The organism is Lysinibacillus sp. 10T31 (genome assembly GCF_056394365.1).
In genome coordinates, this window is record NZ_JBFTHS010000004.1 from 15991 (window position 1) to 32417 (window position 16427).

At 37.1% G+C, this 16427-nt stretch carries 13 protein-coding genes; all 13 read left to right on the forward strand.

The genetic code is table 11. From position 1 onward, the window contains the following. Positions 1-53: 53 nt before the first annotated feature. The 13 genes from hemW (at position 54) to AC1DCY_RS03480 (ending at position 16370) form a co-directional block, all read left to right on the forward strand. Positions 54-1199 carry a radical SAM family heme chaperone HemW gene (gene hemW / locus AC1DCY_RS03420; protein ID WP_477347458.1) on the forward strand — a complete coding sequence of 382 codons (1146 nt, stop codon included), beginning with the start codon at positions 54-56 and terminating at the stop codon, positions 1197-1199. A gap of 89 nt (positions 1200-1288) precedes the next feature. Continuing rightward, positions 1289-2317, forward strand: a complete 1029-nt coding sequence (gene hrcA, locus AC1DCY_RS03425; protein WP_477347460.1) for a heat-inducible transcriptional repressor HrcA — start codon at positions 1289-1291, stop codon at positions 2315-2317. 17 nt (positions 2318-2334) lie between these two features. Further along, positions 2335-2910, forward strand: a complete 576-nt coding sequence (gene grpE, locus AC1DCY_RS03430) for a nucleotide exchange factor GrpE (protein ID WP_477347462.1) — start codon at positions 2335-2337, stop codon at positions 2908-2910. A gap of 75 nt (positions 2911-2985) precedes the next feature. After that, a complete protein-coding gene (gene dnaK, locus AC1DCY_RS03435; RefSeq protein ID WP_477347464.1) occupies positions 2986-4824 on the forward strand; it encodes a molecular chaperone DnaK in 1839 nt (612 codons plus the stop codon). Between the two features lie 314 nt (positions 4825-5138). Then, positions 5139-6257, forward strand: a complete 1119-nt coding sequence (dnaJ, locus tag AC1DCY_RS03440; RefSeq protein ID WP_477347466.1) for a molecular chaperone DnaJ — start codon at positions 5139-5141, stop codon at positions 6255-6257. A gap of 21 nt (positions 6258-6278) precedes the next feature. Then, a complete protein-coding gene (prmA, locus tag AC1DCY_RS03445) occupies positions 6279-7220 on the forward strand; it encodes a 50S ribosomal protein L11 methyltransferase (protein WP_477347467.1) in 942 nt (313 codons plus the stop codon). 82 nt (positions 7221-7302) lie between these two features. Next, positions 7303-8040 carry a 16S rRNA (uracil(1498)-N(3))-methyltransferase gene (locus AC1DCY_RS03450; protein WP_477347469.1) on the forward strand — a complete coding sequence of 246 codons (738 nt, stop codon included), beginning with the start codon at positions 7303-7305 and terminating at the stop codon, positions 8038-8040. A 383-nt stretch (positions 8041-8423) separates the two neighbouring features. After that, on the forward strand, positions 8424-9233 hold the full coding sequence (locus AC1DCY_RS03455; protein WP_477347471.1) for a CsxC family protein: 810 nt from the start codon (positions 8424-8426) through the stop codon (positions 9231-9233). Between the two features lie 627 nt (positions 9234-9860). Further along, on the forward strand, positions 9861-11666 hold the full coding sequence (locus tag AC1DCY_RS03460; RefSeq protein ID WP_477347473.1) for a BC_2427 family protein: 1806 nt from the start codon (positions 9861-9863) through the stop codon (positions 11664-11666). A gap of 137 nt (positions 11667-11803) precedes the next feature. Next, positions 11804-12583: a CsxC family protein gene (locus AC1DCY_RS03465; RefSeq protein WP_477347475.1), complete on the forward strand. Its 780-nt coding sequence runs from the start codon at positions 11804-11806 to the stop codon at positions 12581-12583. 466 nt (positions 12584-13049) lie between these two features. Continuing rightward, positions 13050-14396 carry a tRNA (N(6)-L-threonylcarbamoyladenosine(37)-C(2))-methylthiotransferase MtaB gene (gene mtaB / locus AC1DCY_RS03470; protein ID WP_477347477.1) on the forward strand — a complete coding sequence of 449 codons (1347 nt, stop codon included), beginning with the start codon at positions 13050-13052 and terminating at the stop codon, positions 14394-14396. 191 nt (positions 14397-14587) lie between these two features. Then, complete coding sequence (gene deoC / locus AC1DCY_RS03475) at positions 14588-15259, forward strand: deoxyribose-phosphate aldolase (protein WP_477347479.1); 672 nt, start codon at positions 14588-14590, stop codon at positions 15257-15259. A gap of 625 nt (positions 15260-15884) precedes the next feature. Beyond that, on the forward strand, positions 15885-16370 hold the full coding sequence (locus AC1DCY_RS03480) for a DedA family protein (protein ID WP_477347481.1): 486 nt from the start codon (positions 15885-15887) through the stop codon (positions 16368-16370). The last annotated feature ends 57 nt before the right edge of the window (positions 16371-16427 follow it).

Genomic DNA, 16427 nt, shown 5'->3' on the forward strand with positions numbered 1-16427 from the left:
GATTGTTTATAATGAGGAAATGGAAAAAGACTAACGAGAAAGAAGGGATAGCTATGGCACGAGGTGTTTACATTCATATTCCTTTTTGTCATCAAATTTGCAACTATTGCGATTTCAATAAATTTTATTTTAAAAATCAACCAGTAGATGAATATATAGAAATGCTTGGCAAGGAGATGGAGCTTGCGACAAAAAAATATCCTGAGAGTTTTAAACAAATCGAAACGATATTTCTTGGTGGTGGTACACCAACAGCATTATCACCTCAACAAATAGAGAGACTTCTTGAGCTTATTCGTACGTATATTCCGATGGACAATGTGACAGAATTTACATCAGAGGCCAATCCGGACGAGCTATCAGAAGCAAAAATGCAGGCATTGTTTGATGGTGGTGTAAATCGCTTAAGTATGGGTGTACAATCCTTTGATCAAGAGTTGTTAAAGAAAATTGGTCGTACTCATAGCAACAATCATGTTTATGAAACAATTGCCTTGGCGAAAAAGGTAGGCTTCAGAAATATTAGTTTGGATTTAATGTACGGTTTGCCGGGTCAGACGATGGCGCAATGGAAGGACACCTTAGAAAAAGCGTTCGCTCTTGATATACCACATTATTCTGCATATTCACTAATAGTGGAGCCAAAAACGATTTTTTATAATCAATATACAAAAGGTAAGCTCCATTTACCAACAGAAGATCTTGAAGGGGATATGTACGATGTGCTAATGAACCAGATGGAGGCGCATGGACTTCAACAATACGAAATTAGCAACTTTGCTCAGTCTGATTTCAGTTCTAAACATAATAAAATATACTGGGAAAACGATGAATATGCAGGATTTGGTGCTGGTGCTCATGGGTATTTAGCTGGTGTGCGTTATTCAAATCATGGACCATTGAAAAAGTATATGGATGCAGTAAATGCAGGGGAACTACCTATTGTATATGAACATGTTGTAACAGAGAATGAGAAACGCGAAGAGCAAATGTTTTTAGGTTTGCGTAAAACGGAAGGAATTCCACACTCTATATATGAAGAAAAATTTAAAGAATCCATGCAGAGGGATTACTCACATGTCATTGAAAAGTTAGTTTCAGAAGGTCTTTTGGTACATGATCATATAGGAATTCGTCTTACGCGAAAAGGTCGCTTTGTAGGTAATGAAGTATTTCAACAATTTTTACTAGAAGATTGAGCGATATCGTTGACATAAAATGTAGGATTTGATAACTTAATAATAGTATTAGCACTCCTCTTAGTTGAGTGCTAACAGAGGTGATGATCATGCTAACAAATCGGCAATTACAAATATTGCAAGCTATCGTAGACGACTTTATTATGTTTGCACAGCCGGTAGGTTCTCGCCAAATCTCCAAAAAGCAAGAGATTACATTTAGTCCAGCCACAATTCGAAATGAAATGGCGGATTTAGAGGAATTAGGCTTCTTAGAAAAAACACACACTTCCTCTGGTCGAGTGCCTTCGGAAAAGGGTTATAGATTTTATGTAGATCATTTGTTGAACCCACAAGGCATTAATTCGAGGGATATTCAGCAAATCCAATCAATTTTTAATGATCGCTTGGTAGAAGTAGAGCATATTATCAGAAAATCAGCCAATATTTTATCAGAGCTGACATCGTATACATCGATTCTTTTAGGACCAGATGTTCAAAGACACCGAGTAAAACGATTTTCAATTGTGCCACTCTCTAGCGATTCAGCAGTAGCGATTATCGTAACGAATAACGGGCATGTTGAAAATCGCATGTTTAGTTTACCGCCTAATTTTACCGCTTCTGATTTAGAGAAAATGGTTAATATCTTAAATGAACGTCTCGTTGGTGTTTCATTAGAGGATATTCATAAAAAACTCGAAGCTGAAGTGCTAACAGTATTACAACAGCATGTTCGATCAGCGGATGATTTTATTCACGCTCTCGTGACAGCGACGATGCATAATTCGGAAAGTAAAATTTTCTATGGTGGTAAAACAAATATGTTCAACCAACCGGAATTCCATGATTTAAATAAAGTCCGTATGATTTTGGACTTAATGGAAACGACTAGCCAAGTGCAGTCGCTCTTCCACCCTAATGAATCGGGCATTCAAATTCGTATTGGCTCGGAAAATAAACAACTCGAAATGGAAAACTGTAGTGTCATTACGACCACTTATTCTATTGGTGAAGATCAGCAAGGAGCTATAGCAATTATTGGTCCAACACGAATGGATTATAAGCGTGTTGTTGCTTTACTAGACGTAATTCGCATGGATTTAACACAAGCTTTTACGAAGAATCGTAGTGATTGATAATGAGGAGGATTCAAGTGACGGAAACAACTGAAAACAAAGACCTTGTACAAGAAGAAAAGGATGTACAAGCTGAAAATGTAGTAGAAGAAACAGAAGTAGTAGAAGAACAAAAAGCTGAATTAACAATCGAAGAACAGTACGAAGCAAAGCTAGCTGAGTTACAAGCAAAGCTAGACGACGAGGCAAATCGTCATCTACGCTTACGTGCTGACTTCGATAATATTCGCCGCCGCAATCAACTTGATCGTGAGGCTGCTGAAAAGTATCGCGCACAGAGCTTACTGTCTGATTTACTGCCTGTAATCGATAATTTTGAGCGTGCCTTACAAGTTGAAGCGACTTCTGAAGAAACTGCTTCCATCGTGAAAGGTATTGAAATGGTGTACCGTTCTCTGATTGAAGCTACTGAGAAGGAAGGCCTACAGATTATTAAAGCTGAAGGTGAGCAATTTGATCCGAATGTTCACCAAGCTGTCATGCAGGAGCAAGATAGTGAAAAAGAGACGGGTGTTGTCTTACGCGAGCTTCAAAAAGGCTATATGTTAAAGGATCGCGTATTACGCCCAACAATGGTATCTGTGAACGAATAGACTTAGTACTATTTAGTTAATTACATTTATTTAGAAAACGCAGCATTTGCGTTTAAATAATAGGAGGAAATTTTTATGAGCAAAATTATCGGTATTGACTTAGGAACAACAAACTCTTGTGTTTCTGTACTTGAAGGCGGAGAACCAAAAGTAATTCCAAATCCAGAAGGAAACCGTACAACACCATCTGTTGTAGCATTTAAAAATGGCGAACGTCAAGTTGGTGAAGTAGCAAAACGTCAATCAGTAACAAACCCTAACACTATTATTTCTATTAAATCTAAAATGGGTACATCTGAAAAAGTTAAAGTGGAAGATAAAGAATATACGCCACAAGAAGTTTCTGCAATGATTCTTCAATACTTAAAAGGCTATGCTGAAGACTACTTAGGTGAAAAAGTAACAAAAGCAGTTATTACTGTACCTGCTTACTTCAACGATGCTCAACGCCAAGCTACTAAAGATGCTGGTAAAATCGCAGGTTTAGAAGTAGAACGTATTATCAACGAACCAACAGCTGCTGCACTTGCTTATGGTTTAGACAAACAAGATACAGATCAAAAAGTATTAGTATTTGACCTTGGTGGCGGTACATTTGACGTATCTATTCTTGAATTAGGTGACGGTGTATTTGAAGTATTAGCAACAGCTGGTGATAACAAACTAGGTGGAGACGATTTCGACGACGCTATTATCGAGTATCTTGTAGCAGAATTCAAAAAAGAAAACGGCATTGACCTTTCGAAAGATAAAATGGCTATGCAACGTCTAAAAGATGCAGCTGAAAAAGCGAAAAAAGACTTATCAGGTGTAACATCTACTCAAATTTCTTTACCATTCATCACTGCTGGTGAAGCGGGTCCATTACACTTAGAAATTTCTTTAACTCGTGCAAAATTTGACGAAATTACATTACCATTAGTAAACCGTACAGTAGGTCCAGTACGTCAAGCATTATCTGATGCAGGTCTTTCAACATCTGAAATTGACCAAGTAATCTTAGTTGGTGGTTCTACTCGTATTCCAGCTGTACAAGAAGCTGTACGTAAAGAAACTAATAAAGAACCACACCGTGGTGTAAACCCTGACGAAGTTGTAGCAATGGGTGCTGCTGTTCAAGGTGGCGTATTAACTGGTGATGTAAAAGACGTAGTTTTACTTGACGTAACTCCACTTTCATTAGGTATCGAAACTATGGGTGGCGTATTCACAAAATTAATCGACCGTAACACTACGATCCCAACATCGAAATCACAAGTATTCTCAACTGCAGCTGACAACCAACCAGCAGTAGATATTCACGTGCTACAAGGTGAACGCTCAATGGCAGCAGACAACAAAACATTAGGTCGCTTCCAATTATCGGATATTCCACCAGCACCACGTGGTGTACCACAAATCGAAGTAACATTCGATATTGATAAAAATGGTATCGTATCTGTTAAAGCGAAAGACCTTGGTACAAACAAAGAACAAACAATTGTTATCCAATCTGATTCTGGTCTGTCTGAGGAAGAAATCGAACGTATGGTAAAAGATGCAGAGGCAAATGCTGAAGCGGATACTAAACGTAAAGAAGAAGCAGATCTTCGCAACGAAGCTGACCAATTAGTGTTCCAAGTTGATAAAACAATTGCTGACTTAGGCGAACAAATTACAGAAGACGAGAAAAAATCTGTAGAAGATGCTCGTGATGAACTGAAAAAAGCGCTTGAAGCTGGCGAATTAGAAGGCATTAAATCTGCTAAAGAAAAACTAGAAGGCGTATTACAGCCATTAGTTATGAAAGTATATGAACAAGCTGCAGCAGCTGCACAAGCAGCTCAAGGTGGCGATGCAGGTGCAGATGCTGACGCTGGTAAAAAAGATGATATCGTAGACGCTGACTTCGAAGAAGTAAAAGACGATAAATAATAGTAAGTAACACAGTTAAGTGAAGAAGCCAAAGACCGCTCGCGGCTTTGGCTTTTCTCTTTATTTTTAGCTATAACCTACTCACATTTAACTTCTTTCAGCAAATGCTGAATGTGGGTTAAAGTTACTTTTCACCGGGTGTCCAAACATCCGATGAAATAGAGGAACTCAGTCTAATTGCATAGGTTAACTGCGATAAAAGTGAAAAAACATGTGTGTAACATTTTTAATGAATATTTAATAATAAAAATAGAGGCAGTTTTTTTAACTGCGTGATACAATAGATTTTATGCAAAAAGAGCGGAGTGTGAATCATGGATAAACGCGATTACTACGAGGTGCTTGGTTTAACGAAATCGGCTTCTAAAGATGAAATTAAAAAAGCATACCGTAAATTATCAAAGCAATACCATCCTGACCTAAATAAAGAGCCAGGTGCGGATGAAAAATTCAAAGAAATCGCTGAAGCTTATGAAGTATTAAGTGACGATCAGAAAAAAGCACGCTATGATCAATTTGGCCACGAGGATCCAAATGCAGGCTTTGGTGGTGGCTTCGGAGGCGGCGGCTTTGGCGGCTTCGAGGATATTTTCAGCTCATTCTTTGGTGGTGGCGGTCGCCGTCAGGACCCGAATGCACCACGCAAAGGTGATGACCTTCAATATCGTATGAATATTACATTTGAGGAAGCGATTTTCGGGAAAGAAACAGAAATCGAAATTCCTAAAGATGAAGTATGTGAAACTTGCCACGGTTCGGGTGCAAAACCAGGTACTAACCCTGAAACATGTTCAACATGTCAAGGTGCGGGTCAAGTAAATCAAGCTGTAGATACACCTTTTGGCCGTATGATGAATCGTCGTGCTTGTTCTACATGTCATGGTACAGGTAAAATCATTAAAGAAAAATGTTCAACTTGTCGTGGCGAAGGAAACGTTCAAAAGCGTAAGAAGATCAAAGTAAACATTCCAGCAGGTGTGGATGATGGTCAACAAATTCGTGTGTCTGGTCAAGGTGAGCCAGGTATAAATGGAGGACCAGCAGGGGATTTATATATTATGTTCCGCGTTCAAGGACATAAAGATTTTGAACGTGATGGCGATGATATTTATTTCGAACTAAAACTGACATTCCCACAAGCGGCTCTTGGTGATGAAATCGAAGTTCCAACAGTTCATGGAAAAGTAAAACTACGTATTCCTGGGGGAACACAGTCAGGTGCGCAATTCCGCCTAAAAGACAAAGGTGTCAAAAATGTACATGGCTATGGCACAGGAAATCAATATGTAACAGTAAAAGTTGTAACACCAGAAAAATTAACTGAAAGACAAAAGCAATTACTACGTGAATTTGCGGAAATCAGTGGAGATATTCCAGAAGAGCAAGGAAGCTCACTATTCGATAAAATTAAGAAAAAATTCCAAGGTGAATAATTAGAGGAGCTGAAAAACTACGTGAAGTGGTCAGAATTATCCATTCATACAAAAAATGAAGCGGTAGAAGCAATTTCGAATATTTTGCATGAAGCAGGAGCAAGTGGTGTGGTTATTGAGGATTCTGCTGAATTTGCTAAGCCACGAGAGGATCAGTATGGTGAAATTTATGCGCTAAATGAAGCGGATTTTCCGAAAGATGGTGTTATTGTTAAGGCTTACTTATCGGAGTCTAGTTTTTTAAATGAAACAGTCGAAGAAATTAAGGCGGCTATAACAAATCTAACGAACTTCAATATCGATATTGGTGAAAATATTGTATCGATTGTGGAGGTTAACGAGGAAGATTGGGCAACAGCATGGAAGCAATACTATCATCCTGTAAAAATTTCTGAACGCTTTACAATTGTACCAACATGGGAAGAATATGTACCAGTATCAACAGATGAATTAATTATTGAATTAGATCCTGGTATGGCTTTCGGTACAGGAACACACCCTACAACTGTTATGTGCTTACAAGGGCTTGAAAAGGTTGTAAAAGAGGGAGATACGGTTATCGATATCGGTACAGGTTCAGGCGTTCTATCAATTGGTGCAGCCTTACTAGGAGCTAAGAGCGTACATGCACTAGATTTAGACGAAGTAGCGGTACGTTCAGCACAAGAAAATGCTGCGTTAAACAAAGTAGATGATAAAGTATCTGTATTCCATGGAAATCTATTGGATACAGTTAAGGAACCAGCTGATGTCGTTGTGGCTAATATTTTAGCAGAAATTATTATGTCCTTTACTGACGATGCATTTTCAGTTGTTAAACCAGGTGGATTATATGTCACTTCAGGCATCATTGGCGCGAAACGTGATGATGTAAAAGTAGCGCTAGAAGCTTCAGGGTTTGTAATCGAAGAAGTATTACTAATGGAAGATTGGGTAGCGATCATTGCCCGTCGACCACAATAAATTGATTGAGGAAGCGCCAAATCGTGAGCCGAGTGCTGGCGATTTGGCGTTTTCTCTTCTTGCTATAAAGGAGTATGGTAACATGCAACGTTATTTTATTGAGACGACCATTGAGGAAGCACGTATTAGTGGAGAGGATGCGCGACATATTGAACGAGTAATGCGTATGAAAGAGGGCGACAAAATTGTTGTAGTTGCGCAAAATACCGCCCATATTTGTGAAATTGTAACCTTTGAAGCAGATGAGGTACACATTCAAACTACGGGTGAAATTATTCCTTCTCCAGAGTTACCTGTTCATGTAACAGTGGCATGTGGTTTGCCGAAGGGCGATAAACTAGAACTTATTACACAAAAGGCAACAGAGCTTGGAATGTTTGCATTATTGCCTTTTGAAGCAGAGCGTTCCATCGTTAAATGGGATAAAAAGAAGGGTGCCAAAAAGCAAGAGCGTCTACAAAAAATTGCAAAAGAAGCAGCTGAGCAATCCCATCGTACACATATCCCGAATATTTATGAACCAATCTCTTTTAAACAGCTAGTAGAACAAGTGGACAATTTCGACGCCGTTTTTATAGCGGATGAAGAAGATGCAAAAGCAGAAAAACGCACAAGATTTGCGGAGAAACTAAAAAACGTGTATAACAAGAAGTCGAAATCAATACTTATTATCTTTGGTCCAGAAGGCGGCATTGCTAGAAAAGAAGCCGATGCACTGCTTCAAGCTGGTGCCCAAACGATGTCATTAGGACCCCGAATTTTACGAGCAGAAACAGCGCCACTCTATGCACTGTCTGCAATATCTTATGAATTTGAATGAAATAGGCATTTAGCCTTGTCAAACGATGCTTTTCAAACAATGGCTGTGCATGGGTAAACTGCAATAAATTACGTGTAAGTGCAGTTGTGGCAAGGTTTGAAAGAATAGGCAATAACCACAATCAATGACTTTTTTTATTAATAAACCTAACAAACAGAGCCGATTCAAAAAAATTGAATCGGCTCTTTTACATTGTAGTCAATAAACTCGTTAGAATAGGTTTGATTTTTTAGTAAAATCCCCATTAAAACAATGCTCAACTCAAAAATTTCATTTCTATTATAAGTAAAAAACTAGTATACAAGTCCATGTATAGTTTTAAGTGCTTCATATTCTAATATTGAGCGCTCTCAAATATTAAAAAAATGAAAAGAGGGGATTTTTTGAGTGATCCATTAGATGTTCAAGTTAATCAAGTAGAACCTTGTCCAGTAACATCAACAGAACAAATACCATTAACTACTGCTACTACTCCAGTAGTCGCTACACCGTTAGTGACTCCAACTATTAAAGTTCCAGTTGTACTTGCAGAACCAACACTTCAAATTGCTGTGGAAGCGGATATTACGCTTAGTCCTGCAGCAACTGAAATCAAAAGAGTGAAAAAAAATGTATTCTTAAATCAAGTGAAACTAGTACCTGTTGCTTTTGCACGTATTGGCAGCACTGACTTTTTTAGGGTAACGAGAGCTAAATTATTTGTAGCGGGAAATATTCGCAAAAATATAGAATATGCTACTGCAGCATGTAACGCTCCACTCCAAGATAGAATTGCCGATGTTCCGTTTTCTGGTTTTACAGACCTTACTTTCCCACAAACAACAGGAGGCCCTTCTCCGATTATAGGAATTTCCGAGTTTGCCGAAGCGAACTTCCTTAATGAAACTACGCAAATGGATGCTCGATTGGATAAAGCTTTCTTCCAAAATCTAGTTAAATACAATGAACAACCATTTGGCGAGTTAGTAGCTGCAAACTTCTTTGAACTTGATTTTTCACCGGTTATGGCAGATCCAGAAGGCACTTTCGACACATTACGTGAAAAAATCGTGCTAGAGCTTACTGTAAAAGTACTACAAGTTCAACAAATTCGCCTTGGAGTTGGCACTAATGTTATAACTCCTGTTCTTACAGGGCTTACTCCTCCACCTAGTCCGTCTATTACTCCTCCTTCTTCTAATCCTAGTTGTTAATCTCAGTTTTTAGAGGAGCAAAACAGATAAGAAAGGGCATTTCGAGGGCACTGAAAAAATCTGAAATTTGAGTTGGCAGTTGAAAGTTCGGTTAAATCAAACTTTCAACTGCTTTTTGTATTAAAAGATGCTATCAAATAATTGAGTTGAAAACAAAATAGTGGATAGATAAAATTTTGGGTGCTATTGTCTCTCAAACACATAGGTATTTTAATTGCTACCTGAGATTTGGAAAGTACTCTGTGACAAAAGTGAAAATTAAGCATAAAATGGATTGTAATTATAAGTGCAACATCTTAGATCAAAATAAAAGTAGCTCATAATGATGTCGTTTGACAATATTCGAAAAAAGGGGCATTGGCATTCATTAAAAGCTATACACATCTATCATATATTCGAACAAAAATAGAAGAAAAAGTGTTTAGCTGTTATCAAACATTAGAAATAATGAAAATGGCAGTTTTTTTACCAATCCCTATTCATCATGGCAACGTAAGTAAATGAAAACGGGTTACCTCGTGAGTTTTTCCTGAAGAAAACGATTTTGAACATGTTTCTCTTATCGTAGGATTTTACGGATCAAATGTTGCACAATATTTATCAAAAACATTATTTGGGAGTGAACTAATGCAAACTCCATGGATTAACTATAAAGTGATGAAAGAGATAAGTTCCAAACAAAAAAATAATTGTCAAATTGAACCCATCGAAATGGATCAAGCATCGCAACAAAATTCTCCTTATTCCGATTTTATAAATGATCTCCTTGATATAGAAAAAGAAAATGAAACTAGCCTTGCATCACATTTAGATTCCGATTGTGAACTACTCATTCCTTCTGAAACAAATATAGGGGATGAAATGAATGAACCTCTTGATACAGACGATGTAGATGAAACCAAGCCTGTGGAAGAACAAAATTATGCATCTCATCTAGATTCCAATTGTGAACTACTCATTCCTTTTGAAACTAATGTAGGGGATGAAATGAATGATCCTCTTGATACAGATGATGTAGATGAAACCAAGCCTGTGGAAGAACAGAATTATGCATCTCATCTAGATTCCAATTGTGAACTACTYATTCCTTTTGAAACTAATGTAGGGGATGAAATGAATGAACCTCTTGATACAGAAGAAGCAGATGAAACCATGCCTGTGGRAGAACAGAAGTTTGTAACCCATCTAGATTCCAATTGTGAACTACTTATTCCTTTTGAAACTAATGTAGGGGATGAAATGAATGATCTCCTTGATTCAGAAGATACAGATGAAGCCAAGCCTGTGGAAGAGCAGAATTTTGTAGCTTGTCTAGATTCTGATCGTGAACTACTCATTCTTTCTGAAACTAATATAGAGGATGAAATGAATGATCTCCTTAATATAGAAGATGCAGAAGAAACCAAGCCTGTGGAAGAACTGGATTTTGCATCTTATCTAGATTCCGATTGTGAACTACCCCTTCCTTCTGAAACTAATATAGGGGATGAAATGAATGATCCCCTGGATTCAGACGATGCAGAAGAAACTAAGCCTAAAGAACAGGATTTTGCAGCCCAACTAGACTCTAAACGTGAAATTTGCAGTCCTTCTGAATTTGATGTTGGGGAGAAAATAATATGTCTTATTGATACAGAAGAGATGGAGAATAACAATTTTACAGATCGTGTTAATGCATTTCCTGAGTCAGTACAAGGGAAAGTATATTCTAAAACTAAAAAGAGCCCATTCTCTACTCACGTAGAAATTGATGATTTTCTTCATGCTCCTATCTGTGGTGAGGTTGTTAAAAATACATTTGATTTTCTTGATCCAGACAATCATCTTACTCCGCAATTTGAAACCAAACTATTTAGTACTACAACGGATTATCCTGAACAACCTGATTGTCAGTTGGTTCACTCAAAAATTAATGAAATTATATTTTTAATGAAAACTGATACTTATGATAAAAATAATCAGAAGAGTAATCCGTCTAAATCGGTTGTAGTTCCCTTACATAACACACAATCAATTAAAAAAGGAGAAACCAATCATCACTCTTACGGTTCCGATGACTTTATGCATATTAGAGCTCCAGTTGTAGTAGGTGAATATAAAATAGAAATATGCCTTGAAGAGAATATCGTATTTGAAAAAGGAATTGTGGGAGTTAAAGATATCTCGAACGAGGTAATATTAACCAATTGTAAATTCGTTCCAACTCAGATTTCTCAATCATTAGGTAATGGGACATGTTCAGCATTGAGGGGGAATTTATTTATTGAAGGTTATATTCATCAGAGTATTGAATATTCAGCATCTCACATTGGGAATGCAGTACCTGCACAAAATGAGTCATTAATTCATTCAAATCAAATGTGTCAAAACATAGTATTAGAAATAATCATTCATTTGCTACAGGCACAGAAAATTCGAGTGCCAAAGATCTAAAGGATGCTTGAACTTTTATCTCTGCTCAAAAAACTCTTTTTTAAAAAAACTAGTGTAAATGTCCATGTATGGATTAATTCCCTACATATTCTAGCGATATGAGTAACCTCATAAAAAAAATGAAAAGAGGGAACATTTTGAGTGAACAATTAGATAGTCAAGTTAATCAAGTTTGTAAAGGCGAACCTTGCCCAGTGGCATCAACTGAACAAATGCCTTTAACTAGTGCTACTACTCCAGTAGTCGCTACACCGGTTACGGCTCCAACTATTAAAGTTCCGGTGGTACTTTCAGAACCAACACTTCAAATCGTTGTGGAGTCGGATATTACGCTCACTCCTGCAGCAACTGAAATCAAAAGAGTGAAAAAAAATGTATTCTTAAATCAAGTTAAATTAGTACCGGTTGCTTTTACACGTATTGACAACACTGACTTTTTTGCGGTAACAAGAGCTAAATTGTTTGTAGCGGGACATATTCGCAAAAATATAGAATATGCATCATCAGCATGTAATGGGGCACTTCGTGATAGGATTGCCGATGTCCCGTTTTCTGGTTTTACAGACCTTACTTTCCCTCAAATACCTGGAGGCTCTACTCCGATCTTAGGGATTTCCGAGTTTGCCGAAGCGAACTTCCTTAATGAAAAAACGCAAATGGATGCTCGATTGGATAAGGCTTTCTTCCAAAATCTCGTTAAATACAATGAACAACCATTTGGCGAGTTAGTAGCTGCAAACTTCTTTGAACTTGATTTCTCACCAAAAATGGCAGCACCAGAAGGGACTTTCAGCACGTTACGTGAAAAAATCGTGCTAGAGCTTACTGTAAAAGTACTGCAAGTTCAACAAGTCCGCCTTGGAGCTGGCACTAATGTAATAACTCCTAATCTTTTCGGACTTACTCCTCCTAGCTAAACTCTAGTTTTTAGAGGAGCAGAACAAGTAAAGGTAGTTCTCTATAAAAAATGTATTTAGAAAAACAACCATAGAATATATAATGCACTAATAAAATCCAATACATGAGTAGGCAGTTGAATGTTAGGGTGAATCTAATTTTCAACTGCCTTTTTGCAATTTAATAACCAAAGGAATTGAGTTCTTACAAGGGTGTATTGGGAGGAGCGAGAGGGTTGTAAAATGATGTGGGGAATAGCATGTGTCTTAATTAAAATAAATGGATCAAGAAGGATAAAATAGCTGTTTTTGGTTTTGGTGGAACAGCCTATGAACAAGCAGGTACTCAATACTATGATGCCTGTTTTTTTATTCAAAAAAATAAGCTTAGCCAAAAAGCTAGGCTCATTATATTTATTTGTGCTATTATAAGACACGTTGATAATTTAATTTATTGTAGTGTACTCTTGAAAGGATGATATATATTATGAGTAACGAGCGACCGAAAATCGTGAGTTTCCATACTCTAGGTTGTAAAGTGAATCATTATGAAACAGAAGCGATTTGGCAGCTATTTAAAGAAGAAGGCTATGAACGTACGGAGTTTGATCGTCAAGCAGACATTTATGTCATTAATACATGTACTGTAACGAATACAGGGGATAAAAAATCACGTCAAGTTATCCGTCGAGCTATTCGTCAAAACCCAGACGCTGTCATTTGTGTAACAGGATGTTACGCTCAAACATCTCCAGCTGAAATTATGGCGATTCCTGGTGTGGACATTGTTGTAGGAACGCAGGATCGTACAAAATTACTTGGCTACATAGACCAATATCTTACTGAACGCCAACCAATTAATGCTGTACGCAACATTATGAAAAATCGTGTTTATGAGGAACTAGATGTGCCTGCATTTACAGACCGTACACGCGCATCTTTAAAAATACAAGAAGGCTGTAATAACTTCTGTACGTTTTGTATTATTCCGTGGGCACGTGGGTTGATGCGCTCTCGAGATCCTCAAGAAGTATTGAACCAAGCACAACAACTTGTGGATGCGGGGTATCTTGAAATTGTTCTAACTGGTATTCATACAGGCGGTTATGGACAAGACTTAAAAGATTACAATTTAGCTCAGCTACTACGTGACTTAGAGGCAAATGTGAAAGGCTTAAAACGTCTTCGTATTTCTTCGATTGAGGCAAGTCAATTAACAGATGAAGTGATTGAAGTTTTACGTGAATCAAAAATCGTTGTTAATCACTTACACATTCCAATCCAATCTGGCTCTGATACAGTTTTAAAACGTATGCGTCGTAAGTATACAATGGAGTTCTTCGGTGAACGCTTAACTAAACTACATGAAGCTTTACCAGACTTAGCTGTTACTTCTGACGTAATCGTAGGTTTCCCAGGAGAAACTGAGGAAGAGTTCATGGAAACATATAACTTTATACGTGATCATAAGTTTTCTGAATTACACGTATTCCCGTTTTCTCCACGTACAGGTACACCAGCAGCTCGCATGGAGGACCAAATTGACGAGGACATTAAAAACGAGCGTGTTCACCGATTAATCGCATTAAATGACCAATTGGCAAAGGAATATGCTTCTCGCTTTGAAGATCAAGTACTAGAGGTAATTCCTGAAGAATTCGTGGATGGAAGCGATGAAGAAGGGCTTTTAACTGGTTATACAGATAATTACTTAAAAGTAGTCTTTGAAGGTCCTGAAAGCCTAATCGGTCAGCTTGTGAAGGTGAAAATTACTCAAGCTGGATATCCTCATTCTAAAGGACAATTTGTTCGTGTTTTAGAAACTGTAAAATAAAATAGGTCACTATGAAGAGAAACACCGTTCGAACAAGCTTTGGACGGTGTTTTACTATATTTTTAAAAAGATATCTTCTAAGTACTTTTATTGAATTCATCTAACTAGAAAGAAATTAGACGGCAACGTTAAAAAATGTTATGATTCCAAGAGGTACGTACAACTTGTTGATAGAGGAGAGTTTAATAAAAATGGAACAAAATTTCGCGCGTATGATTGATCACACATTATTAAAGGCTGAAGCAACAAAAGAGCAAATCGAAAAACTGTGTGCAGAGGCAAAACAATTTAACTTTGCTTCTGTTTGTGTAAATCCAACTTGGGTAAAATATAGCAGTGAGCTTTTACAAGGCTCAGATGTTTTAGTTTGCACTGTAATTGGCTTCCCTTTAGGCGCTAATACGCCAGCTGTTAAAGCATTCGAGGCGAAAGATGCGATTGCTAACGGTGCTAAAGAGGTAGACATGGTTATAAATATCGGTGCTTTAAAGGATAAAAACTATGACCTTGTGCAAGCGGATATCGCTGCAGTTGTTGAAGCGGCAAAAGGCAATGCACTTGTAAAAGTAATTATTGAATCTTGTCTTCTAACTGACGAAGAAAAAGTAAAAGCATGTGAGCTAGCAGTTGCAGCAGGTACGGATTATGTGAAAACATCAACAGGTTTTTCTACTGGAGGCGCAACTGCAGAAGATATAGCGTTAATGCGTAAAACAGTAGGCCCAGATTTAGGTGTAAAAGCATCTGGTGGTGTACGAAGCTTAGAGGATATGAAAAAAATGATTGAGGCTGGAGCAACTCGTATTGGAGCAAGCTCTGGTGTTGCTATTATGAACGGATTAATTGCAGATTCTAATTATTAATAGTAATGAAAAATACTTATAGGTAATGTTACGGGGCTGTTCTTTATGGACTAGCCCCATTTGTATTTAGATTTTTACAACCCTTTAACCCCCACAATTGAAGTCCCTCAACATTAAAATTTAAGCAAATTGATAAACATTTATAACAAATATTTAACCAATTGATCTATTGTCATTGTTTCATCCACAAAACCCCTCTTTTTAACTTATAGCAGATGATGTATTATGGAGAGTAATTGCAAAAATGTAATGGGAGGAATATGATAATTTTTATGGTTGAAAATCAAATTTTTTATAGATAAAAAAATCTTGAATAGTGAACTGATAAATTTTTTCTTTATAAGAACTTTGTTTAGATTAGATCCAAATTCTTACATAACTTAGTAACATCGATAACATAGAATTTCGCGTAAGTTTGAATGCGTAAAATTAACGGGTCAATCATTCGTCGATTACTATTTTTTAATCTGAATTTCCTCTCTATTTTTAACTTCTTTCAGCAGTTATTTCCTGTACCGAAAGCGCAGAGACAGTTACAGATGTTTTATGTAAGTAGTAAGTAGGGGAATATATGATATTTGATGATATAGGTAACGAATTGTATTAAAAAAAGGAGAAACTATCCGTGGAATTCATAAGCAGTTTTATAAGTCAATATGGATATCTTGCTATATTTCTACTCTTATCTTTAGGAATAATAGGCTTACCCATTCCCGATGAGATCTTGATGACGTTTGTGGGATTTATGTGTCATGAGGGGCATTTAAACTATATATTGAGTATTTTCTTAAGCTTTCTTGGCTCATCTACTGGTATGATAATTAGCTATTTAATTGGTAATAAATTGGGGAAACCTATAATATTAAAATATGGAAAATGGATTGGTCTCAATAATAAACGGTTTATTAAAGTTGAACGATGGTTTCATCGTTTCGGACCATGGACAATAATTATAGGGTATTATGTTCCAGGTATTAGACATGTAACAAGTTACATGTCTGGAATAACCCAGATGAAATTTAGGACTTATCTTGCTTTCGCTTGTTTTGGAGCGTTAACATGGGTAATTATTTTTATATCTATAGGATATTTTCTTGGTGTAACTATATAAAAGTGCACAATAGCTACAAAATTCAGCTCGCATTTTCAAAATGCGAGTTTCTTTATG

Coding starts and splice junctions, on each gene's coding strand:
- dnaK (WP_477347464.1), top strand. CDS start 2,986: ATGAGCAAAATTATCGGTATTGACTTAGGAACAACAAACTCTTGTGTT.
- deoC (WP_477347479.1), top strand. CDS start 14,588: ATGGAACAAAATTTCGCGCGTATGATTGATCACACATTATTAAAGGCT.
- hrcA (WP_477347460.1), top strand. CDS start 1,289: ATGCTAACAAATCGGCAATTACAAATATTGCAAGCTATCGTAGACGAC.
- hemW (WP_477347458.1), top strand. CDS start 54: ATGGCACGAGGTGTTTACATTCATATTCCTTTTTGTCATCAAATTTGC.
- mtaB (WP_477347477.1), top strand. CDS start 13,050: ATGAGTAACGAGCGACCGAAAATCGTGAGTTTCCATACTCTAGGTTGT.
- AC1DCY_RS03450 (WP_477347469.1), top strand. CDS start 7,303: ATGCAACGTTATTTTATTGAGACGACCATTGAGGAAGCACGTATTAGT.
- dnaJ (WP_477347466.1), top strand. CDS start 5,139: ATGGATAAACGCGATTACTACGAGGTGCTTGGTTTAACGAAATCGGCT.